General features: G+C 65.2%; 33 protein-coding genes. All 33 read left to right on the top strand.

Annotation, left to right across the window (positions count from 1 at the left end; genetic code table 11):
• Window positions 1-62 precede the first annotated feature (62 nt).
• Entirely contained in the window at window positions 63-320 is a 258-nt protein-coding gene (locus FBR43_RS01155; protein WP_136941404.1) for a hypothetical protein, read from the top strand.
• Entirely contained in the window at window positions 321-749 is a 429-nt protein-coding gene (locus tag FBR43_RS01150) for a PIN domain-containing protein (RefSeq protein ID WP_136941403.1), read from the top strand.
• Entirely contained in the window at window positions 742-2157 is a 1416-nt protein-coding gene (gene lpdA / locus FBR43_RS01145; RefSeq protein WP_136941402.1) for a dihydrolipoyl dehydrogenase, read from the top strand. The genes FBR43_RS01150 and lpdA overlap by 8 nt, the downstream gene beginning before the upstream one ends.
• A gap of 61 nt (window positions 2158-2218) precedes the next feature.
• Entirely contained in the window at window positions 2219-2551 is a 333-nt protein-coding gene (locus FBR43_RS01140) for a hypothetical protein (protein ID WP_169542425.1), read from the top strand.
• Window positions 2552-2630: 79 nt separating this feature from the next.
• The gene (locus FBR43_RS01135; protein WP_136941400.1) at window positions 2631-2882 is read left to right on the top strand and encodes a hypothetical protein; all 252 of its coding nucleotides are present in this window, start codon (window positions 2631-2633) and stop codon (window positions 2880-2882) included.
• The gene (locus FBR43_RS01130) at window positions 2879-3205 is read left to right on the top strand and encodes a DUF3140 domain-containing protein (protein WP_249276388.1); all 327 of its coding nucleotides are present in this window, start codon (window positions 2879-2881) and stop codon (window positions 3203-3205) included. Before FBR43_RS01135 ends, FBR43_RS01130 begins: the two co-directional genes overlap by 4 nt.
• 58 nt (window positions 3206-3263) lie before the next feature.
• Entirely contained in the window at window positions 3264-4565 is a 1302-nt protein-coding gene (locus FBR43_RS01125) for a Xaa-Pro dipeptidase (protein ID WP_136941399.1), read from the top strand.
• 199 nt (window positions 4566-4764) lie between these two features.
• Window positions 4765-5136, top strand: a complete 372-nt coding sequence (rpsL, locus tag FBR43_RS01120) for a 30S ribosomal protein S12 (RefSeq protein WP_058716507.1) — start codon at window positions 4765-4767, stop codon at window positions 5134-5136.
• A gap of 49 nt (window positions 5137-5185) precedes the next feature.
• Window positions 5186-5656: a 30S ribosomal protein S7 gene (gene rpsG, locus FBR43_RS01115; RefSeq protein ID WP_136941398.1), complete on the top strand. Its 471-nt coding sequence runs from the start codon at window positions 5186-5188 to the stop codon at window positions 5654-5656.
• 162 nt (window positions 5657-5818) lie between these two features.
• Window positions 5819-7912, top strand: coding sequence for an elongation factor G (fusA, locus tag FBR43_RS01110; protein WP_136941397.1), 2094 nt, complete (start codon window positions 5819-5821; stop codon window positions 7910-7912).
• A gap of 104 nt (window positions 7913-8016) precedes the next feature.
• On the top strand, window positions 8017-9207 hold the full coding sequence (gene tuf, locus FBR43_RS01105; RefSeq protein WP_136941396.1) for an elongation factor Tu: 1191 nt from the start codon (window positions 8017-8019) through the stop codon (window positions 9205-9207).
• Between the two features lie 161 nt (window positions 9208-9368).
• Window positions 9369-9677, top strand: coding sequence for a 30S ribosomal protein S10 (rpsJ, locus tag FBR43_RS01100; RefSeq protein ID WP_033921125.1), 309 nt, complete (start codon window positions 9369-9371; stop codon window positions 9675-9677).
• 285 nt (window positions 9678-9962) lie between these two features.
• Entirely contained in the window at window positions 9963-10715 is a 753-nt protein-coding gene (rplC, locus tag FBR43_RS01095; RefSeq protein ID WP_136941771.1) for a 50S ribosomal protein L3, read from the top strand.
• A gap of 2 nt (window positions 10716-10717) precedes the next feature.
• On the top strand, window positions 10718-11344 hold the full coding sequence (rplD, locus tag FBR43_RS01090; RefSeq protein WP_136941395.1) for a 50S ribosomal protein L4: 627 nt from the start codon (window positions 10718-10720) through the stop codon (window positions 11342-11344).
• Window positions 11337-11654: a 50S ribosomal protein L23 gene (locus tag FBR43_RS01085; RefSeq protein ID WP_136941394.1), complete on the top strand. Its 318-nt coding sequence runs from the start codon at window positions 11337-11339 to the stop codon at window positions 11652-11654. Before rplD ends, FBR43_RS01085 begins: the two co-directional genes overlap by 8 nt.
• Before the next feature lie 2 nt (window positions 11655-11656).
• The gene (gene rplB / locus FBR43_RS01080) at window positions 11657-12502 is read left to right on the top strand and encodes a 50S ribosomal protein L2 (RefSeq protein ID WP_136941770.1); all 846 of its coding nucleotides are present in this window, start codon (window positions 11657-11659) and stop codon (window positions 12500-12502) included.
• Window positions 12503-12505: 3 nt separating this feature from the next.
• A complete protein-coding gene (rpsS, locus tag FBR43_RS01075; protein ID WP_136941393.1) occupies window positions 12506-12784 on the top strand; it encodes a 30S ribosomal protein S19 in 279 nt (92 codons plus the stop codon).
• The gene (gene rplV / locus FBR43_RS01070) at window positions 12784-13164 is read left to right on the top strand and encodes a 50S ribosomal protein L22 (protein WP_136941392.1); all 381 of its coding nucleotides are present in this window, start codon (window positions 12784-12786) and stop codon (window positions 13162-13164) included. The genes rpsS and rplV overlap by 1 nt, the downstream gene beginning before the upstream one ends.
• Window positions 13165-13167: 3 nt before the next feature.
• A complete protein-coding gene (gene rpsC, locus FBR43_RS01065; RefSeq protein ID WP_136941391.1) occupies window positions 13168-13878 on the top strand; it encodes a 30S ribosomal protein S3 in 711 nt (236 codons plus the stop codon).
• A gap of 5 nt (window positions 13879-13883) precedes the next feature.
• The gene (gene rplP / locus FBR43_RS01060; RefSeq protein WP_136941390.1) at window positions 13884-14315 is read left to right on the top strand and encodes a 50S ribosomal protein L16; all 432 of its coding nucleotides are present in this window, start codon (window positions 13884-13886) and stop codon (window positions 14313-14315) included.
• Window positions 14316-14317: 2 nt separating this feature from the next.
• Window positions 14318-14521 carry a 50S ribosomal protein L29 gene (rpmC, locus tag FBR43_RS01055; protein ID WP_136941389.1) on the top strand — a complete coding sequence of 68 codons (204 nt, stop codon included), beginning with the start codon at window positions 14318-14320 and terminating at the stop codon, window positions 14519-14521.
• 15 nt (window positions 14522-14536) lie between these two features.
• Complete coding sequence (gene rpsQ / locus FBR43_RS01050; protein ID WP_136941388.1) at window positions 14537-14815, top strand: 30S ribosomal protein S17; 279 nt, start codon at window positions 14537-14539, stop codon at window positions 14813-14815.
• 62 nt (window positions 14816-14877) lie between these two features.
• The gene (rplN, locus tag FBR43_RS01045; protein ID WP_136941387.1) at window positions 14878-15246 is read left to right on the top strand and encodes a 50S ribosomal protein L14; all 369 of its coding nucleotides are present in this window, start codon (window positions 14878-14880) and stop codon (window positions 15244-15246) included.
• A complete protein-coding gene (gene rplX, locus FBR43_RS01040; RefSeq protein ID WP_136941386.1) occupies window positions 15246-15557 on the top strand; it encodes a 50S ribosomal protein L24 in 312 nt (103 codons plus the stop codon). Before rplN ends, rplX begins: the two co-directional genes overlap by 1 nt.
• Window positions 15557-16144, top strand: coding sequence for a 50S ribosomal protein L5 (rplE, locus tag FBR43_RS01035; RefSeq protein ID WP_136941385.1), 588 nt, complete (start codon window positions 15557-15559; stop codon window positions 16142-16144). Before rplX ends, rplE begins: the two co-directional genes overlap by 1 nt.
• A 19-nt stretch (window positions 16145-16163) precedes the next feature.
• Complete coding sequence (gene rpsN, locus FBR43_RS01030; protein WP_136941384.1) at window positions 16164-16469, top strand: 30S ribosomal protein S14; 306 nt, start codon at window positions 16164-16166, stop codon at window positions 16467-16469.
• A gap of 9 nt (window positions 16470-16478) precedes the next feature.
• Window positions 16479-16874 carry a 30S ribosomal protein S8 gene (rpsH, locus tag FBR43_RS01025; protein WP_136941383.1) on the top strand — a complete coding sequence of 132 codons (396 nt, stop codon included), beginning with the start codon at window positions 16479-16481 and terminating at the stop codon, window positions 16872-16874.
• The gene (rplF, locus tag FBR43_RS01020; RefSeq protein WP_136941382.1) at window positions 16874-17407 is read left to right on the top strand and encodes a 50S ribosomal protein L6; all 534 of its coding nucleotides are present in this window, start codon (window positions 16874-16876) and stop codon (window positions 17405-17407) included. Before rpsH ends, rplF begins: the two co-directional genes overlap by 1 nt.
• Window positions 17407-17763 carry a 50S ribosomal protein L18 gene (gene rplR / locus FBR43_RS01015; protein WP_136941381.1) on the top strand — a complete coding sequence of 119 codons (357 nt, stop codon included), beginning with the start codon at window positions 17407-17409 and terminating at the stop codon, window positions 17761-17763. Before rplF ends, rplR begins: the two co-directional genes overlap by 1 nt.
• A 2-nt stretch (window positions 17764-17765) precedes the next feature.
• Entirely contained in the window at window positions 17766-18512 is a 747-nt protein-coding gene (gene rpsE, locus FBR43_RS01010) for a 30S ribosomal protein S5 (protein WP_136941380.1), read from the top strand.
• Window positions 18513-18517: 5 nt separating this feature from the next.
• The gene (rpmD, locus tag FBR43_RS01005) at window positions 18518-18694 is read left to right on the top strand and encodes a 50S ribosomal protein L30 (protein WP_136941379.1); all 177 of its coding nucleotides are present in this window, start codon (window positions 18518-18520) and stop codon (window positions 18692-18694) included.
• Between the two features lie 91 nt (window positions 18695-18785).
• Window positions 18786-19331 carry a 50S ribosomal protein L15 gene (rplO, locus tag FBR43_RS01000; protein ID WP_136941378.1) on the top strand — a complete coding sequence of 182 codons (546 nt, stop codon included), beginning with the start codon at window positions 18786-18788 and terminating at the stop codon, window positions 19329-19331.
• 194 nt (window positions 19332-19525) lie between these two features.
• Window positions 19526-20899 carry a preprotein translocase subunit SecY gene (secY, locus tag FBR43_RS00995; protein ID WP_136941377.1) on the top strand — a complete coding sequence of 458 codons (1374 nt, stop codon included), beginning with the start codon at window positions 19526-19528 and terminating at the stop codon, window positions 20897-20899.
• Window positions 20900-20937 lie beyond the last annotated feature (38 nt).

The following is a 20937-nucleotide window of genomic DNA, read 5'->3' as shown; positions in this document are numbered from 1 at the left end:
TAAAATGGACGCGTGCGCACGATTTGTGTATCTTCCAGTGACATATTTTGGGAGCGGCAAACGTGAAGATGGGCATCAAGGAGTTTCGCGAGCGTTTCAGCGAAATCGCTCGCGGTGCCGAGCCGGTGGAAATCACCAACCATGGCCGTATCGTCGGCACGTTCACGCCGCGCTTGCGCGATCCCGAGCGGATGCGCGAAGCCGTCGCGGCGATCCGCCGCTGGCAGGAGGACATGAAGGGCAAGGGTGTCGATCTCGAGGTCGATCTCGCCGCTTTGGGGCTCGATCCCTGGGGAGCGCCGCTAGATTCGGCCAACTGAATGCCGACGTTCGTTGTCGACGCGAATGTCATGGTGAGCGCTATGCTTGGCCGATCGCTGCCGCTGTTGCTCGACATCGCGCTTGAGAGCGTATTGCTGACGCCGATGCCGATGATCTTCGAAGCGAAACATGCCATCGCGCAGCGACGGGGTGCAGATGCGGCCGCGCGCGTGGATGGGCTGCTTGAACTGATCGCGCCGGTTCAGCCATTCGCCTTCGTCCACTGCGAGGCCGAAGCCCGCGCACGGCTGGAAGCGGGCGGACAGAGCGACTGGCCGGTCCTGGCGACTGCGCTTGCGTTCGATGCCGAAATCTGGAGCCGCGATGTCGATTTCTTCGGCATCGGAGTTGCGGTCTGGACGACACGCAATATCAGCCGTGCAATCCCTGTGCGGACCAATCGAAATCACGGAGCAACCGATGGCTGAAACCTACGACCTCATCGTGCTGGGCAGCGGCCCCGGTGGCTATGTCGCCGCAATCCGGGCAAGCCAGCTCGGCCTCAAGACCGCGATCGTCGAGCGCGAGCTGCTGGGCGGCATCTGCCTCAACTGGGGCTGCATCCCCACCAAGGCGCTGCTGCGTTCGGCCGAGATCTTCCACTACATGCAGCACGCCGGCGACTATGGACTGGCGGCGGAGAAGATCAGCGCCGATCTGGCGGCGGTGGTCAAGCGCTCGCGCGGGGTGTCGAAGCAGCTCAATCAGGGCGTCACGCACCTGATGAAGAAGAACAAGATCGCCGTGCACATGGGCGAGGGGCGGCTGGTGGCGCCCGGCAAGCTCGAGGTGAAGGGCGACAAGGGCACCGAGACGCTGAGCGCGAAACACATCATCGTCGCCACCGGCGCGCGCGCACGCGATCTGCCGGGCACGCCCGCCGACGGGAAGCGCATGTGGACCTATCGCCACGCGATGACGCCGCCGGAGATGCCAACCAGGCTGCTCGTCATCGGATCAGGCGCGATCGGCATCGAGTTCGCCAGCTTCTACAACGACATGGGCGCCGACGTGACCGTGGTCGAGATGATGGACCGCATCGTGCCCGTCGAGGACGCCGATGTCTCGGCCTTCCTCGAGAAGTCGCTGAAGAGGCAGGGCATGACGATCCTGACCGGCGCCGGCGTCAGCGATCTCAAGGCGGGCGACAAGGGCGTCACCGTCAAGCTCAAGGACAAGGCGGGCAAGGTGTCCGACGCCGAGTTCAGCCATGTCATCGTCGCCATCGGCATCGTGCCCAACACCGAGAATGTCGGGCTGAAGGAGCTGAAGGTCGCGATGGACGATCGCGGCTTCCTCAAGACCGATGCGATGTGCCGCACCAATATCGACGGGCTGTGGGCGATCGGCGACATCACCGCACCCCCCTGGCTGGCGCACAAGGCAAGCCACGAGGGCGTCATTGCCGCCGAGGCGATCGCGCAGGCGCTGGGCAACAAGGACGTGCACCCGCACGCGATGGACCCGCGTAACATCCCCGGCTGCACCTATTGCCACCCGCAGGTCGCGAGCGTCGGGCTGACCGAGGCCAAGGCGAAGGAAGCCGGCTACGAGGTGAAGGCGGGCACTTTCCCCTTCATCGGCAACGGCAAGGCGATCGCGCTGGGTGAGGCCGAGGGGTTCATCAAGACGGTGTTCGACGCCAAGACGGGCGAACTGCTGGGCGCGCACATGGTGGGGGCCGAGGTTACCGAGCTAATCCAGGGCTATACCGTGGGCAAGCAGCTCGAGACGACCGAGGCCGAACTGATGCAGACGGTGTTCCCGCATCCGACGCTGAGCGAGATGATGCACGAGAGCGTGCTCGCGGCCTATGGAAGGGCGCTGCACATCTGACGCAACCTAGCGCGCGCATCGTTGTTCTATCGGTCGAGCGATTTGCCGGAGGAGGACTGCGATGCGCCGCATATTGTCAGCCGTGATGCCCGCTCTGCTGCTCGCTGCGTGCGGCGACGGGGGCGAGGAGGCGACGGCGGGAAATGGCGTAGTGCCCGCGCCAGACGGCGCCACGGTAGACTATGCGCCTGCCGAACCCGCCACCTCCAGTGAACGCGCGGGCGAGGCCGGCGCCTCTGACGCTTCGCCCCTGCCGCCTGCCGCTGCGAACACCCAATCGGGGAGTATCGGCGGCACCGGCGATGCAGCGACGCCGATGGGCACCGGCATGTCGACCGAGGATGTGACGGGCAATGGCATGATTACCAACGAAACGTCCGACCGCGGACGCTGAGACGGCGCCTGCCGTGGCGAGGCAACCTCCAGTGCTGCCGCTTGTTCTTGGTATCTCCGAAGCTCGAAGGAATTGATCGATGCGCCTTACCCTGCTTGCCCTGATCCCCGCACTCGGCCTGATCGCGTGCGGATCGCCCGACGAGATCGCCACGACCAACAGCGGCAATGTCGTGCTCAACGACGCGCAGGCGAACTACGCGTTCGAGAACGACAACGAGGGTCCGTTGCAGGTGCAGCGCGAGGAGCAGATGAACATCGCCAACGCGATGGCCGATGGCAATGCCATGGACGGCAACATGGCCGATCCGATGATGGGCAACATGATGTGAGCGAGGATTGCGACGAGACCTATCGCGATTTCAACGAAGCCGTGAATATGGCTCCGAAGGAACTCGAAGACTGGCTCGCTACCGACGAGTCGAAGCGTGTCGGCCAGAAGGATGGCGGCGAGAGCGTGGGCCATGCATCGGGCCGCAGGATCGTGACCATCAGGCGAAAGAAGAAAGCCGACCTCACCGATGACGACTATGCGCATATGCGCAAGGTCGTGGGCTATGTCGCGCGGCACGCCGAACAGGGGCCGCAATCCGACAAGAAGCACTCGGACTGGCGCTATTCGCTGATGAACTGGGGTCATGATCCGCTGAAATGACGGCTTGAGCCGGCGCTGCCATAGCGCCATGATCGCGTGTCATTTGGGGGGATTGTCGATGCGTAGCCTGGTTCTCGCGGCCGTGGCCGCCGTGGTTGCGGCGGCTCCCGCCGGCGCGCAGAACGCTCCCAGGGTGGTGGTAATCACGGCCGATCGGATGATCGACGTGACGAACGGCCGAACCGTCGACGCGCCGCTCGTCATCGTCACCGATGGACGCATTACGGCCGTCACCACGCAGTCCGGCGGCACTGCCCTCCCGCCCGATGCCGAGCGGATCGACCTTGCGGGACGTACCATCCTGCCCGGATTGATCGACATGCACGTCCATCTGACGAGCAATCCCCGATATGGCGGTTATACGGGCTTGCAGTTCACCGACAGCTTCTGGGTCGCGCAGGCGGCGGGCAATGCGGCGCGCACGCTGCGCGCGGGCTTCACCACGGTACGCAATGTCGGTTCGGACAATTATGCCGATGTGGGGCTGAAGCAGGCGATCGAGGAAGGGTGGATCGAGGGCCCGCGCATCGTGCCCGCCGCCTATTCGATTGGTGCCACCGGCGGGCATTGCGACGAGACGTTCCTGCCGCCGTCGTTCCAGCGGAAGTCGCCCGCCGTCGGCGACGATGCCGACGAACTGCGCAAACGTGTGCGCGAGCAGCGCAAATATGGCGCGGAGGTCATCAAGGCATGTGCCACCGGCGGCGTCTTCAGCCGCAATACCGAGCCCGGCGTGCAGCAACTCCGTGCCGAGGAACTCAAGGCCATCGCCGACGAGGCGCATTTCTGGAAATTGAAAGCCGCGGCACATGCGCACGGCGCCGAAGGCATCCGTGCGGCGATCGAGGCGGGGTTCGACACGATCGAGCATGTGAGCTTCATCGACGACGCCGGCATCGCTGCGGCCAAGGCACGCGGCACCTATCTAGGCTTCGACATCTACAATACCGAGTACACGCTGGCCGAAGGGGCGAAGAACGGCGTGCTGCCCGAGAATATCGAGAAGGAGCGTCGCATCGGCACGCAGCAGCGCGAAAATTTCCGCAAGGCCGCGCGAGCGGGCACGCGCATGATCTTCTCGACCGATGCCGGCATCTATCCGCATGGCGACAATGCGCGGCAGTTCGCGGTGATGGTGCGCTATGGCCTCACGCCAATGCAGGCGATTCAATCGGCGACGGTCAACGCCGCCGAGGCGCTCGGCCGTTCGGGCGATGTCGGCGCCATCGCGGTGGGCCGCTATGCCGATATGGTGGCCGTGGCGGGCGATCCGCTCACCGACATCACCGTGCTCGAACGCGCCGATACCGTCATCAAGGGCGGGGCGGTGGTGGCGGGGACAGGCGTGCCGCCGCGCTGAGCGCCCATTGACCCGTCAGGCGGCGGCGCGTATAGGCGCGCCGGTTCGCTCCGGTGCTTTGCGATTCCGCAAGCGCCGATGCGACAAGCGATGAACGTTGTTGGAGACGTCAAAGACCTGGGCGTGCGCGTCCGGGTCGTTTTCGTATTCGCTCGCAAGGGCTCTAGCAAAGTAACCCACTAGCAAGGTGAAGGGCTTCATGCCGACGATCAACCAGCTGGTCCGCAAGGGCCGCGAACTGCAGAAGGCCAAGTCGAAGGTCCCTGCAATGGAGCAGAACCCGCAGAAGCGCGGTGTCTGCACCCGCGTCTATACCACGACGCCGAAGAAGCCGAACTCGGCATTGCGCAAGGTGGCCAAGGTGCGCCTGACCAACCAGCGCGAAGTCATCAGCTACATTCCGGGCGAAGGCCACAACCTGCAGGAGCACTCGGTGGTGCTGATCCGTGGCGGGCGTGTGCGCGATCTTCCCGGCGTGCGCTATCACGTGCTGCGCGGCGTGCTCGACACCCAGGGTGTCAAGGATCGCAAGCAGTCCCGCTCGAAGTACGGCGCGAAGCGTCCGAAGTAAGCCGGTCAGCGATCTGACCACCAGGCTGAAGTGAAGAGGTAGAAATCAAATGGCACGTCGTCGTCGTCCCGAAAAGCGGGTCATCCTGCCCGATCCCAAGTTCGGGGATCAGGTTCTTTCGAAGTTCATGAACAGCGTGATGCTCGACGGCAAGAAGGCCGTCGCCGAGGGCATCGTCTATTCGGCGCTCGATACCGTCGAGCAGCGCGCCAAGCGCGATCCGATCGGCGTGTTCCACGATGCGCTGAACAACATCGCGCCCGGCATCGAAGTGCGCAGCCGCCGCGTCGGGGGTGCGACCTATCAGGTGCCCGTCGAGGTGCGTCCCGAGCGTGCGCAGGCCCTGGCGATCCGCTGGCTCATCACCGCGGCACGCAACCGCAGCGAGAACACCATGTCGGCACGCCTCTCGGGCGAGCTGATGGACGCCGCGAACAACCGCGGCAACGCCGTGAAGAAGCGCGAAGACACGCACCGCATGGCCGAAGCCAACCGGGCCTTTTCGCACTATCGCTGGTAACCTATATGGGGGCTGGGCCGTGTTGGCCCGCCCCCCGATTATTGTCTGTCGAGATGGTCCGGTGCGCCGCGCGCATGGGCTTTTCAACGCCAGACGCGGGGTTTAAAGGCCCCGCAAACCCCGTCCGCACCCACGCCGCATTGCCGGCACCAGGAGTATCCCATGGCCCGCAGCCATCCGCTCGAGCGCTATCGCAACATCGGCATCATGGCGCACATCGACGCCGGCAAGACGACGACGACCGAGCGCATCCTCTATTACACCGGCAAGTCCTACAAGATCGGCGAAGTGCATGAAGGCACCGCGACGATGGACTGGATGGAGCAGGAGCAGGAGCGCGGCATCACGATCACGTCGGCCGCGACGACCTGCAAGTGGCGTGCGGAAGAGGGCAAGGGCGAAGAGCACCTCATCAACATCATCGATACGCCGGGCCACGTCGACTTCACGATCGAGGTCGAGCGTTCGCTGCGCGTGCTTGACGGCGCGGTCGCCTGTTTCGACGGCGTTGCCGGTGTCGAGCCGCAGTCGGAAACCGTGTGGCGTCAGGCCGACAAGTACGGCGTGCCGCGCATGTGCTTCGTCAACAAGCTCGATCGCACCGGCGCCGATTTCTATTTCTGCGTGCAGTCGATCATCGATCGTCTGGGCGCCAAGCCTGCCGTCCTGTATCTGCCGATCGGCATGGAGGGCGGCTTCAAGGGTCTCGTCGATCTGGTCGAGAACCGCGCGATCATCTGGCTCGAGGAGAGCCTGGGCGCGAAGTTCGAATATCAGCCGATCCCCGACGAGCTGGCCGATAAGGCGGCGAAGTATCGCAGCGAACTGATCGAGCTCGCCGTCGAGCAGGACGACGACGCGATGGAAGCGTATCTCGAGGGCAACGAGCCCGACGCGGCGACGCTCAAGAAGCTGATCCGCAAGGGTACGCTCAACATGTCGTTCGTGCCGGTAGTCTGCGGCTCGGCGTTCAAGAACAAGGGCGTGCAGCCGTTGCTCGACGCCGTCGTCGACTATCTGCCGAGCCCGCTCGACGTGCCGGCGATCAAGGGCGTCAAGCTCGACGGCGAGACGCCCGACGAGCGCCCCTCGTCGGACGAGGCGCCCTTCTCGGCGCTCGCGTTCAAGATCATGAACGATCCGTTCGTGGGCACGCTGACGTTCGCGCGCATCTATTCGGGCATCCTGACCAAGGGCGGCTATCTGAACTCGGTCAAGGACAAGAAGGAAAAGATCGGCCGCATGCTGCTGATGCATGCCAACAGCCGCGAGGACATCGAGGAAGCGCGCGCCGGCGACATCGTAGCGATCGCGGGCCTCAAGGAAACGACGACGGGCGACACGCTGTGCGATCCGGCGAACCCCATCATCCTCGAGCGGATGGAGTTCCCCGAGCCGGTGATCGAGCTGTCGGTCGAGCCCAAGACCAAGGCTGACCAGGAGAAGATGGGCCTCGCGCTCAATCGCCTGGCTGCCGAGGACCCCTCGTTCCGCGTCTCGACCGACCATGAATCGGGTCAGACGATCATCAAGGGCATGGGCGAGCTTCACCTCGAGATCCTGGTCGACCGCATGAAGCGCGAGTTCAAGGTCGAGGCGAATGTCGGCGCGCCGCAGGTTGCGTATCGCGAGTATCTGGCCCGCAAGGTCGATCTCGACTATACGCACAAGAAGCAGTCGGGCGGCTCGGGCCAGTTCGGCCGCGTCAAGGTGACGGTGATCCCCGGCGAGCGCGGTTCGGGCTTCCAGTTCTTCGACGAGATCAAGGGCGGCAACATTCCGCGCGAATATATCCCGTCGGTGGAGAAGGGCTTCCGCGAGACTGCCGAGACGGGTTCGCTGATCGGCTTCCCGATCATCGACTTCGAAGTGCACCTGACCGACGGCGCGTACCACGACGTCGACTCGTCGGCGCTGGCGTTCGAGATTTGTGCGCGCGGCGCGATGCGCGAGGCGGCACAGAAGGCGGGCATCAAGCTGCTCGAGCCGATGATGAAGGTCGAGGTGGTGACGCCCGAGGATTATCTGGGCGACGTGATCGGCGACCTCAACAGCCGTCGCGGCCAGATCCAGGGCACCGATACGCGCGGCAACGCGCAGGCGGTCGAGGCGATCGTGCCGCTGGCCAACATGTTCGGCTACGTCAACCAGCTGCGTTCGTTCACGCAGGGTCGCGCGCAGTACAGCATGCAGTTCAGCCACTATGACGAAGTGCCCGCCAACGTCGCCGAGGAAGTCAAGGCGAAGATGGCGTAACGGCCACCCGCACGGGCTGGCGCAAACCGAAAACAGCCGCTATGGGGCCGCGTTCTCGCGAGTCCCCTTGGTGGCCGGGAAATTGAATCAGAAGGTAGGGAAACATGGCGAAGGCAAAGTTTGAGCGGAACAAGCCGCACCTCAACATCGGCACCATCGGTCACGTCGACCACGGCAAGACCTCGCTGACGGCCGCGATCACCAAGGTGCTCGCCGAGACCGGCGGCGGCGTCGCGGTCGACTTCGCGAACATCGACAAGGCGCCCGAGGAGCGCGAGCGCGGCATCACGATCTCGACGGCGCACGTCGAGTACGAGACCGCCAATCGCCACTATGCGCACGTCGACTGCCCCGGCCACGCCGACTATGTGAAGAACATGATCACCGGCGCGGCGCAGATGGACGGCGCGATTCTCGTCGTGTCGGCCACCGACGGTCCGATGCCGCAGACCAAGGAGCACATCCTGCTCGCCAAGCAGGTCGGCGTGCCTACGATGGTGGTGTTCCTCAACAAGGTCGACATGGTCGACGACGAGGAAATCCTCGAGCTGGTCGAGATGGAGATCCGTGAGGAGCTCTCGAAGCGCGAGTTCGACGGCGACAACATTCCGATCATCCGCGGTTCGGCGCTCGCCGCGCTCGAGGACAGCGACAAGAAGCTGGGCCACGACGCGATCCTCGAGCTGATGGCTGCGGTCGACGAGTCGATCCCCGAGCCCGATCGTCCGCTCGACAAGCCGTTCATGATGCCGATCGAAGACGTGTTCTCGATCTCGGGTCGCGGCACCGTGGTGACCGGCCGCGTCGAGACTGGCATCGTCAAGGTGGGCGAGGAAGTCGAGATCGTCGGCATCCACGACACGCGCAAGACGACCGTCACCGGCGTCGAGATGTTCCGCAAGCTGCTCGACCAGGGCCAGGCGGGCGACAATGTCGGCGCGCTGCTGCGCGGCGTCGGCCGCGAGGAAGTCGAGCGTGGTCAGGTTCTGGCCAAGCCCGGCTCGATCACGCCGCACACCGAGTTCAACTCGGAAGTGTACGTGCTGTCGAAGGACGAGGGCGGCCGCCACACGCCGTTCTTCGCCAACTATCGTCCGCAGTTCTACTTCCGCACGACCGACGTGACCGGCACGATCGAGCTGCCCGAGGGCACCGAGATGGTCATGCCCGGCGACAACGTTGCGCTCGGCGTCAAGCTGATCGCGCCGATCGCCATGGACGTCGGCCAGCGCTTCACCATCCGCGAGGGCGGTCGTACCGTCGGCGCAGGGGTTGTCAGCGGCATCTCGAAGTAATATAGGCGCCAGCCTTGGAAGCGGCCGGCCCGGGCAACCGGGTCGGCCGTTGCCTATTTATGGAAGGCCCGCACGTCTGTACGGACGGGCCGAAATCGACAGTCGCGTAAACCAGCAAGAGTCCCGGTAGCGGGGCCCGCTCTTTCGCATCGGTAGGGAACATGGACAACAATATCCGCATTCGCCTGAAGGCGTTCGACCATCGCGTGCTCGACCAGGCCGCCGGCGACATCGCCGACACCGCCCGTCGCACCGGCGCGCTCATCCGTGGCCCCATTCCGCTGCCCACGCACATCGACAAGTTCACGGTCAACCGTGGCCCGCACATCGACAAGAAGTCGCGCGAGCAGTTCGAGACGCGCACGTACAAGCGCCTGCTCGACATCGTGCAGCCCACGCCGCAGACGGTAGACGCGCTGATGAAGCTCGATCTGGCCGCAGGCGTTGACGTCGAGATCAAGCTGGCCTAAAGCGCCGGCTTCCGCGAGCCCCCGAGGGGATTCGCGTCACCCTCGCGAAAGCGGGGGGCTCCGTGGGGAAGGCGTCTCGCCACCACGAGGAGGTGCCGGCCCGCCGGCATGACGAACAGAGACAATGGAATACCGCCGGTGGCGCAAGCCGCCGGGACAGCGTTCCCCGTCACGTCCGGTTCGCCGGACAGCCAGCCCGGGACGGGGCACGCTTTTCATCATGGGTTGGGCACGCCCGCGCACCGGCTTCTCGGTTCGCGGGCCTCTGTATGGGAGCAACAGGTCATGCGCACTGGCGTGATCGCGAAGAAACTGGGGATGACCCGCCTGTTCCGGGACGACGGCCGCCACGTGCCCGTCACCGTCCTGGCGCTGGAAGACGTGCAGGTGGTTGCGCAGCGCACCGCCGACCGTGACGGCTATGTCGCGGTCCAGATCGGCGCGGGTTCGGCCAAGGCCAAGAACACCGCCAAGCCGCAGCGCGGCCATTTCGGCAAGGCCGAGGTCGAGCTCAAGGCGCAGCTCTGCGAATTCCGTGTCGCCGACGATGCGATGCTCGATGTGGGTGCCGAGATCGGCGCCGATCACTTCGTCGCCGGCCAGATGGTCGACGTGTCGGGCCGCACGCAGGGCAAGGGCTTTGCGGGCGCCATGAAGCGTTGGGGCTTCGGCGGTCTGCGCGCCACGCACGGCGTCTCGCTCAGCCACCGTTCGCATGGTTCGACGGGTAATCGCCAGGATCCGGGCAAGGTCTTCAAGAACAAGAAGATGGCCGGCCACATGGGCGACCGTAACCGCACCCAGCAGAATCTCGAGATCGTCAGCACCGACGCCGAGCGCGGCCTGATCTTCGTCAAGGGATCGGTGCCCGGATCGAAGGGCGGCTGGCTGATCGTGAAGGATTCGGTGAAGGTCGCCCGCCACAAGGATGCGCCCTATCCCGCCGGCCTTCGCCAGATCGCCGACAACAACAACGCCGCAGCCGACACGCCCGCCGAGAGCGACGCGCCGGCAGCGACCGACGGCCAGGAGGGCTGAACGTGAAGGTCAAGGTTCAAACCCTCGACGCGAGCGACAAGGGCGAGCTCGAGCTCAACGATGCCGTGTTCGGCGTCGAGCCGCGTGCCGACATCCTGCACCGCGTCGTCACCTGGCAGCTGCACAACCGCCGCGGCACCGCCCGCCCGACGCGCGAGCGCTCGGACGTTGCCCGCACGGGCAAGAAGTTCGGTCGTCAGAAGGGCGGCGGTACGGCCCGTCACGGCGATCGCCGTGCGCCGGTGTTCATCGGTGGTGGTAAGGCCCACGGTGCTCGCCTGCGCGACTTCAACTCGAGCCTGAACAAGAAGGTTCGCCAGCTCGGGCTGAAGATGGCGCTTTCGAGCCATGCGGCCGCCGGCACGCTGATCGTGCTCGACGACCTCAAGGTCGCCGAAGCCAAGACCAAGGCGATGCCGGGCACGCTTTCGAAGCTGGGCTTCGGCAAGACCGCGCTGGTGATCGATGGCGAGACGGTCGAGAACGGTTTCGCGCTCGCCACCCGCAACCTGTCGCACGTCAACGTGCTCCCCGCAGTGGGCGCCAATGTGTACGACATCCTGAAGCACGACACGCTGGTGCTGACGCGCGCCGCCGTCGAGAAGCTGGAGGCGCGCTTCCATGGCTAAGAAGCAGAAGGCCGCGATCGACAACCGTCATTATGACGTGATCGTCGCGCCGCACATCACCGAGAAGTCGACGATGGTGTCCGAGCACAACGCGGTTGTGTTCCAGGTCGCCAGCAAGGCTTCCAAGCCCGAGATCAAGGCCGCCGTCGAGGCGCTGTTCGACGTGAGCGTCGTCGGCGTCAACACGCTGGTCCACAAGGGCAAGACCAAGCGCTGGAAGGGTGTTCCCTACAAGCGCTCCGACATCAAGAAGGCGATCGTGACGCTGAAGGACGGCGATTCGATCGACGTCACGACGGGGGTCAATTGACCATGGCGCTCAAGAACTACAATCCGACCTCGCCGGCACGCCGCGGACTGATCCTCGTGGATCGCTCGGGCCTGCACAAGGGCGGTCCGATCAAGGCGCTGACCGAAGGCAAGCGCAAGACCGGCGGTCGCAACAACAAGGGCCATGTGACGTCGCGCGGCATCGCCGGCGGCCACAAGCAGCGCTATCGCATCGTCGATTTCAAGCGCCGCAAGTGGGACGTCGAGGGCACGGTCGAGCGGATCGAATATGATCCCAACCGCACCGCGTTCATCGCGCTGGTGAACTATGGCACGGCCGAGGCGACCGACTACGCCTACATCATCGCGCCGCAGCGCCTTGGCGTCGGTGACAAGGTGATCGCCGGCAAGAAGACCGACGTGAAGCCGGGCAACGCGATGGAGCTGGGCCAGATGCCCGTCGGCACCATCGTGCACAATGTCGAGATGAAGCCCGGCAAGGGCGGCCAGATCGCACGTTCGGCAGGTGCCTATGTGCAGGTCGTCGGTCGCGACCGCGGCATGGTGATCGTGCGCCTCAACTCGGGCGAGCAGCGCTATATCCGCAGCGATTGCATGGCGACGGTTGGTGCGGTCTCGAACCCCGACAACCAGAACCAGAATCTCGGCAAAGCGGGCCGCAACCGCTGGCTGGGCAAGCGCCCGCTTACGCGCGGCGTCGCCAAGAACCCGGTCGACCACCCGCATGGCGGTGGTGAAGGCCGGACCTCGGGCGGTCGCCATCCGGTGACGCCGTGGGGCAAGCCGACCAAGGGTGCGCGCACCCGTCACAACAAGGCGACGGACAAGATGATTATCCGCAGCCGTCACGCGAAGAAGAAGGGCTAAGCGATGGCTCGTTCGGTATGGAAGGGTCCGTTCGTGGAGCTCAGCCTTCTCAAGAAGGCCGAGACCGCGCAGGACGCAGGTGGCCGCGGCGGCCCGATCAAGACCTGGTCGCGTCGCTCGACGATCCTGCCCCAGTTCGTGGGCCTGACGTTCAACGTCTATAACGGCCGCAAGTTCGTGCCGGTTTCGGTCAACGAGGACATGGTGGGCATGAAGCTCGGCGAGTTCGCGCCGACGCGCTTCTTCCCCGGCCACGCCGCCGACAAGAAGGGCAAGCGCTGATGTCGAAGCCTAAGGCTCCCCGTCGCGTGGGCGACAACGAGGCGCTGTCGGTGGGCACGCAGATCCGCGGTTCTGCGCAGAAGCTGAACCTGGTAGCTGCGCTGATCCGCAACAAGCCGGCGAGCGACGCGATGAACATTCTCGCCTTCTCGAAGAAGGCGATGGCGGTCGACGCGCGCAAGGTGCTCGCCTCGGCGATCGCCAATGCCGAGAACAACCACAATCTCGATGTCGACGCGCTCGTCGTCACCGAGGCGTCGGTCGGCAAGTCGATCACCATGAAGCGCTTCCACACGCGTGGCCGCGGCAAGTCGACGCGCATCCTCAAGCCGTTCTCGCGGCTGCGGATCGTCGTTCGCGAAGTGCAAGAGGAGGCCTGATCCATGGGTCACAAGAGCAATCCGATCGGGCTTCGTCTCCAGATCAACCGCACCTGGGACAGCCGCTGGTTCGCCGAGGGTGCGGACTATGGCCGGCTGCTGCTGGAGGATCTCAAGATCCGCCAGTACATCATGTCGACGCTCAAGCAGGCGGCGATCAGCAAGGTGGTGATCGAGCGCCCGGCCAAGCTGTGCCGCATCTCGATCTTCGCGGCGCGCCCCGGCGTCATCATCGGCAAGAAGGGCGCCGACATCGAGAAGCTTCGCAAGAAGCTCGGCTCGATGACCGCCTCGGAGGTGTCGCTGAACATCGTCGAGATCCGCAAGCCCGAAGTCGACGCGCGTCTCGTCGCGCAGGGCATCGCCGATCAGCTTGAGCGCCGCATCGCGTTCCGTCGCGCCATGAAGCGCGCGGTGCAGTCGGCGATGCGTCTGGGCGCCGAGGGCATCCGCATCAACTGCGGCGGCCGTCTGGGCGGTGCCGAGATCGCGCGTAGCGAGTGGTATCGCGAAGGTCGCGTGCCGCTGCACACGCTGCGCGCCAACATCGACCATGCCGAGGCCGAGGCGCATACCGCCTATGGCGTGTGCGGCGTGAAGGTGTGGATCTTCAAGGGCGAAATCCTCGGCCATGATCCGATGGCCACCGATCGCCTCAACATGGAATCGCAGACCTCGGGCGTTCGCCCGGCGCGCGACGACCGTAGGAACTAAGTCCGATGCTGCAACCCAAGCGCACCAAGTTCCGCAAGGCCTTCAAGGGCCGGATCAAGGGCGAGGCCAAGGGCGGCGCTGCCCTAAACTTCGGCTCGTATGGCCTGAAGGCTATGGAGCCCGAGCGGATCACCGCGCGCCAGATCGAGGCGGCGCGCCGCGCGATCACGCGTCACATCAAGCGCCAGGGGCGTTTGTGGATCCGTATTTTCCCCGACGTTCCGGTGTCGTCGAAGCCGGCCGAAGTCCGCATGGGCTCGGGCAAGGGCGCGCCTGAATTCTGGGCAGCGCGCGTCAAGCCCGGCCGCATCCTGTTCGAGCTCGACGGCGTACCCGGCCCGCTTGCGGCCGAGGCATTTGAGCGGGCGGCGATGAAGCTGCCGATCAAGACCAAGGTCGTCGCGCGCCTCGGCGACACGTCGCACCTGGAGGGCTGAACATGACCAAGGCATCCGATCTGCGCGTCAAGAGCGACGATCAACTGGGCGAGGAGCTGGGCAACCTGAAGCGCGAGGCATTCAACCTGCGCTTCCAGGCCGCCACCAGCCAGCTCGAGAAGTCGAGCCGCGTGCGCGAAGTGCGTCGCGACATCGCGCGCATCAAGACGCTTCAGACCGAGCGCGCGCGCTCGGCCGCGAAGTAAGGAAGGGACGAAGACATGCCGAAGCGCGTGCTGACCGGGATGATCGTCTCGGACAAGACCGACAAGACGGTGGTGGTGAGCGTCGAGCGTAAGGTGAAGCACCCGCTCTACGGCAAGATCATCCGCCGCTCGAAGAAGTATCACGCCCATGACGAGGGCAACGAGTATCGCGAGGGCGAGACCGTGCGCATCGAGGAGACCGCGCCGATCTCGAAGCTCAAGACCTGGAAGGTGATCGCGCGGGTCAACACCCATGCGACGCCCGAGGAAGTTGCGGCCGCGGCGGAAGCCTGAGCCAGTTTGATGCAAGGCGGGGTTGGGTCGGTATCCACCCCAGTTGAGAAGGAACCGGATCGATGATCCAGATGCAGTCCAATCTCGACGTCGCTGACAACAGCGGCGCGAAGCGGGTGCAGTGCATCAAGGTGCTGGGCGGCTCGAAGCGCCGCACGGCCGGCGTGGGCGACGTCATCGTCGTCAGCGTCAAGGAAGCTGCTCCGCGTGGTCGCGTGAAGAAGGGTGACGTGCATCGCGCCGTCATCGTGCGCACGCGCAAGGATATCCGCCGCGCCGATGGTTCGGTGATCCGCTTCGACGGCAATGCCGCGGTGCTGGTCAACAAGAACGAAGAGCCGATCGGCACGCGTATCTTCGGCCCGGTGGTGCGCGAGCTGCGCGGCCGCGGCTACATGAAGATCATCAGCCTCGCGCCGGAGGTGCTGTAATGGCCGCTGCAAAGATCAAGAAGGGCGATCGCGTCATCGTCCTGTCGGGCAAGGACAAGGGCAAGACCGGCGAGGTCGTGCGTTCGATGCCGCGCGAGGACAAGGTCGTCGTGTCGGGCGTCAACGTGGCGGTGCGTCACAAGAAGCCCAGCCAGGCCGAGCCGCAGGGCGGTCTCGAGCGTTCGGAAGCGCCGCTGCACGTCTCGAAGGTCGCGCATGTGACCGGCGACGGCAAGGCAACGCGCGTGCGCTTCGAAACCCGTGACGGCAAGAAGGTGCGCGTCGCGGTCAAGACCGGGGAGGCCATCTGATGGCGGACAAGTATATCCCGCGGATGCGCAAGCTGTACGACGACAGCATCGCCAAGGCGATGACCGAGAAGTTCGGCTACAAGAATGCGCTCGAGATTCCGCGCATCGAGAAGATCGTGCTTAACATGGGCGTGGGCGAGGCGACGCAGGACAAGAAGCGCGTCGACCAGGCGGCGTCCGAGATGGAACTGATCGCCGGCCAGAAGCCCGTCGTCACGCGCGCCAAGAAGTCGATCGCACAGTTCAAGCTGCGCGAGGGCATGCCGATCGGTGTCAAGGTGACGCTGCGTCGTGAGCGCATGTACGAGTTCCTCGACCGCTTCGTCACGATCGCGCTTCCGCGCGTCCGCGACTTCCGGGGCCTCAACCCCAAGTCGTTCGACGGCCGTGGCAACTATGCCTGCGGCATCAAAGAGCAGATCATTTTCCCCGAGATCAACTATGACCGCATCGACAAGGTGCGCGGCATGGACGTGATCGTCACCACCACCGCGAAGACCGACGACGAGGCTCGCGAGCTTCTGCGTCTCTTCGGCTTCCCGTTCCCGCAGGCTGCGGCGGACGACGAAGCCAAGCAGGCCGCGTAAGGAAGGAAGAACTTAAGTCATGGCGAAACTGAGTTCTGTGAACAAGAACGAGAAGCGTCGCAAGATGGTCGCGAAGTATGCGCCCAAGTATGCGAAGCTCAAGGCGATCGCGAACGACACGTCGCTCGACGATACCGAGCGTCTGATCGCGCGGCTGAAGATGGCCGAGCTCCCGCGCAACGGCAACCCGACGCGCATCCGCAACCGCTGCGAGCTGACCGGGCGTCCGCGCGGCTATTACCGCAAGTTCCGTCTTGCCCGCGTCATGCTGCGCGATCTGGCCAACAAGGGCCTGATCCCCGGCGTCGTGAAGTCGAGCTGGTAAGGACCGAAGATGGCTTTGACCGATCCCCTGGGTGACATGCTCACCCGCATCCGCAACGGCCAGCGCGCGCGCAAGGACAGCGTCTTGACGCCTGCCTCGAAGTTGCGCGTTCGCGTGCTCGACGTGCTTCAGCGCGAAGGCTATATCCGTGGCTACAGCGAAGAGCAGATGGGCCCCGCCGCGGGCCTTCGCATCGAGCTGAAGTATTTCGAAGGCCAGCCGGCGATCAAGCACGTCGCGCGCGTCTCGAAGCCCGGCCGCCGCGTCTATTCGGGTTCGCAGGAACTGCCGAAGGTGCGCAACGGCCTTGGCATCACCATCGTTTCGACGCCCAAGGGCGTTCTCTCCGACGCCGAGGCGCGCGAGCAGAATGTCGGCGGCGAAGTGCTCGCGGAGGTCTTCTGATGAGCCGCATCGGCAAGAAGCCGGTAAGCGTCCCCTCGGGCGTGACGGCGAACATCGCGGGCGGCGAGCTCAGCGTGAAGGGTCCCAAGGGCACTCTCACCATGCCGCTCGCCGACGACATCAAGTACGAGACGGTCGATGGCGGCATCTCGGTGCAGCCGGCGAACGACACCAAGCGCGCGCGTGCCTTCTGGGGCATGCAGCGCACGCTGGTGCAGAACCTCGTGACGGGCGTGACCGAGGGCTTCTCGAAGAAGCTGCTCATCACCGGTGTCGGCTACCGCGCCAGCACGCAGGGCAAGACGCTCAAGCTGCAGCTCGGCTACAGCCACGACGTCAATTTCGACATCCCCGAAGGGATCGAGATCAAGACGCCCGACCAGACGACCGTCGAGATCAGCGGGATCGACAAGCAGAAGGTCGGCCAGGTCGCCGCCGAGATCCGTCGCTGGCGCAAGCCCGAGCCGTACAAGGGCAAGGGCATCAAGTACGATGGCGAGTTCATCTTCCGCAAGGAAGGGAAGAAGAAGTAATGACCAAGGGTCTTTCTCTGTTCGAGAAGCGGCGTCGCCGCAACCGCACCACGCTCAAGGCGCGTGCCGGCGGCCGTCCGCGGCTTTCGGTGCACCGCTCGGGCCGGCACATCTATGCGCAGGTGATCGACGATACCGCCGGTCACACGCTGGCCGCAGCCTCGACGCTCGACAAGGACGTGCGCGGCCAGGCTGGCGCGACGGCCGAAGCGGCGGCGCAGGTCGGCAAGCGGCTGGCCGAAGTGGCCAAGGCAGCGGGCGTCACGCAGGTCGTCTTCGATCGCGGCGGCTTCCTCTATCATGGTCGCGTGAAGGCGCTGGCGGATGCCGCGCGTGAAGGCGGATTGGAGTTCTGAGCATGGCGGACGACAACAACCAGGGCGGCGCGCCGGCAGAGGCGACGACGCAGGACGCCAATGCGGCTCCCGGCAACTTCGCGCCCGGTGGCGCGCCGCGTGGCGGTCGTGGTGGCCGCGGTCGTGGCGGTCCCGGCGGCGGCAACGACCGCAACCGTGGTGGCCGTGATGGCAATCGCGGGCGCCGTGACGATCGTCGTGGCGGTGCCGATGACGGCGGCGAGGAGCTGATCGAGAAGCTCGTCCACATCAACCGCGTCTCGAAGACGGTGAAGGGCGGCAAGCGCTTCGGCTTCGCGGCGTTGGTCGTCGTGGGCGACGGCAAGGGCCGCGTCGGCTTCGGCCACGGCAAGGCGCGCGAAGTGCCCGAGGCGATCTCGAAGGCGACGGCCGCGGCCAAGAAGAAGATGGTCCGCGTGCCGCTGCGCGAGGGCCGGACGTTGCACCATGACGGTCTCGGGCATTTCGGTGCCGGCCGCGTCTATGTCCGCTCGGCACCGTCGGGCACGGGCATCATCGCCGGCGGTCCGATGCGCGCGGTGTTCGAGAGCCTTGGCGTCGCCGACGTGGTGACCAAGTCGACCGGCACGTCGAACCCCTACAACATGATCCGCGCCACGTTCGAGGCTCTTGGCGAGCAGACCTCGCCCAAGGCCGTCGCACAGCGCCGCGGCAAGAAGATCGCCGACCTGCTCGGCCGTGGCGGTTCGCAGACCGCCGAGGCCGATGCCGCGGCGATTGCGGAGTGATCGATATGGCCAAGCTCAAGGTAACGCAGACGGGCTCGCCCATCCGCCGGACCAAGGACCAGCGCGCGACGCTGGTCGGTCTGGGCCTCAACAAGATGCATCGCACGGTCGAGCTCGACGACACCCCCGAGGTGCGCGGCATGATCCGCAAGGTGCATCACATGGTGTCGGTCGAGGACTGAAGTCCCGATTGCACATGACAGGACGAGGGAAGGGGGCTAACGGCCCCCTTCCGACTTTTCAGCGCGAACAAAGCGAAAGCGAGTGCACAACATGAAACTCAACGACATCCGCGACAATCAGGGCGCCCGCAAGGAGCGCGTGCGCGTCGGCCGTGGCATCGGCTCGGGCCTGGGCAAGACCGCCGGCCGCGGCCAGAAGGGCGCCAAGGCGCGCTCGGGCGTCGCGATCAACGGCTTCGAGGGCGGCCAGATGCCGCTCCACATGCGCATCCCGAAGCGCGGCTTCAACAATCCGTTCGCCAAGGACTATGCCGAGGTCAATCTGGGCATGATCCAGAAGGCCGTCGACGCCGGCACGCTCGAGACCGGCGGCACGATCGATCAGGCGGCGCTGAATGCCGCCGGGCTGACGCGTGGCGGCAAGGACGGCGTACGCCTGCTGGGCAAGGGCACGCTTTCAGCAAAGCTCGCATTCCGCGTCGCCGGCGCCTCGAAGGGTGCACGCGAGGCGGTGGAAGCCGCCGGCGGCTCGGTCGAGGTGATCGAGGTGGTGCCGGCTGCCGAGAAGGCCGCCGCCAAGAAGGGCAAGGCCCGCGCCGAGCGCATCGAGGCCAAGAAGGCCAAGCAGCAGGGCTGATTGCTTTGGGGCGGCGGCGACGCCGCCCCTTTTTTGCCGCGCGACCCAAAGCGCTCCCCGCCGCGGCACGCGATTCCGCTCTAGCGGCGACGTCCGGGCGTGGCTCCATTAGACATCGCGCCTTGACGGCCTATATGCACGTTCGACACGGGCGAAGGTTCCGCCCGAACTGATTCCCGGGACATCGACAGCACATGGCATCCTCCGCCGATCAACTCGCGACCAGCATCAACCTGTCGAAATTCGGCAAGGCGACCGAACTGAAGAAGCGGCTGTGGTTCACGCTCGGCGCGCTCATCATCTTCCGCATGCTGAGCTATGTGCCGCTGCCCGGCATCGACCCGACCCAGCTCGATCTGCTCGCGCAGCAGACGCAGGGCGGCGTGATGGACTTCTTCAACACCTTCTCGGGTGGCGCGCTCGAACGCATGTCGATCATCGCGCTCGGTGTGATGCCCTACATCACCGCGTCGATCGTGGTGCAGCTCGCCACCTCGCTCAGCCCCACGCTGGCCGCGATCAAGAAGGAAGGCGAGAGCGGACGCAAGAAGCTCAACCAGTATACGCGCTACGGCACCGTCGGCCTGACGGCGGTGCAGGGCTGGTTCATCGCCGTCGGGCTCGAAGCGTTCGGCGCATCGGCGGGCGCGCAGGCGGTGGTCGAGCCCGGTATGCTGTTCCGCATCGGCTGCGTCATCAGCCTGATCGGCGGCACGATGTTCCTGATGTGGCTGGGCGAGCAGATCACCAGCCGCGGCATCGGCAACGGCATCAGCCTAATCATCATGGCAGGCATCGTCGCGCATCTGCCGACCACGCTGGTGCAGTTGTTCGAGGGTGGTCGCACCGGCACGCTCGATCCCGTTCGCCTGATCGGCATCATCGCCGCCGTGGTCGGCCTCATCCTGCTGATTTGCTTCATGGAGCGCGCGCAGCGCCGCATTCTGATCCAGTATCCCAAGCGCCAGACGCAGCGCGGCATGCAGGCCGAGCGCAGCCACCTGCCGCTCAAGATCAACACCGCCGGCGTCATTCCGCCGATCTTCGCCTCGTCGCTGCTGCTGATGCCGCTGACGGTAAGCCAGTTCGCGGGGCAGGGCGCCGCGGCGGGCGGCGGCGACGGTTTCTGGAACGAGTTCGTGATCGGGCTCAACCAGTATCTGACGCACGGCAGCCCGGTGTACATGCTGCTCTACGGGCTCGGCATCGTCTTCTTCTCGTTCTTCTACACCGCGGTGGTGTTCAATCCCGAGGAGACGGCGGACAATCTGAAGCGCTATGGCGGCTTCGTTCCCGGCATCCGGCCCGGCAAGAACACCGAGGCGTATTTCGATTATGTGCTGACGCGCATCACGGTGATCGGCGCGGCATATCTGACCTTCATCTGCCTCGTGCCCGAATATCTGGTATCGGCGCTCAGCATCCCCTTCTATCTGGGCGGCACCAGCCTGCTGATCGTGGTCAATGTGACGATGGACACGGTGACGCAGATCCAGTCGCATCTGCTTGCGCATCAATATGGCGACCTTATCAAGAAGGCCAAGCTGAAGGGCGGTCGGCTGCGCTGAGGCGCCGCCGTTTCGTACCGGAAACAGGGGGGATCGAG

The organism is Sphingomonas baiyangensis, from assembly GCF_005144715.1.
In the GTDB taxonomy this organism is placed as follows: Bacteria; Pseudomonadota; Alphaproteobacteria; order Sphingomonadales; family Sphingomonadaceae; genus Sphingomonas; species Sphingomonas baiyangensis.
The sequence above is the reverse complement of the archived record's forward strand: the minus strand, read 5'-3'. Positions and strand labels throughout refer to the sequence as shown.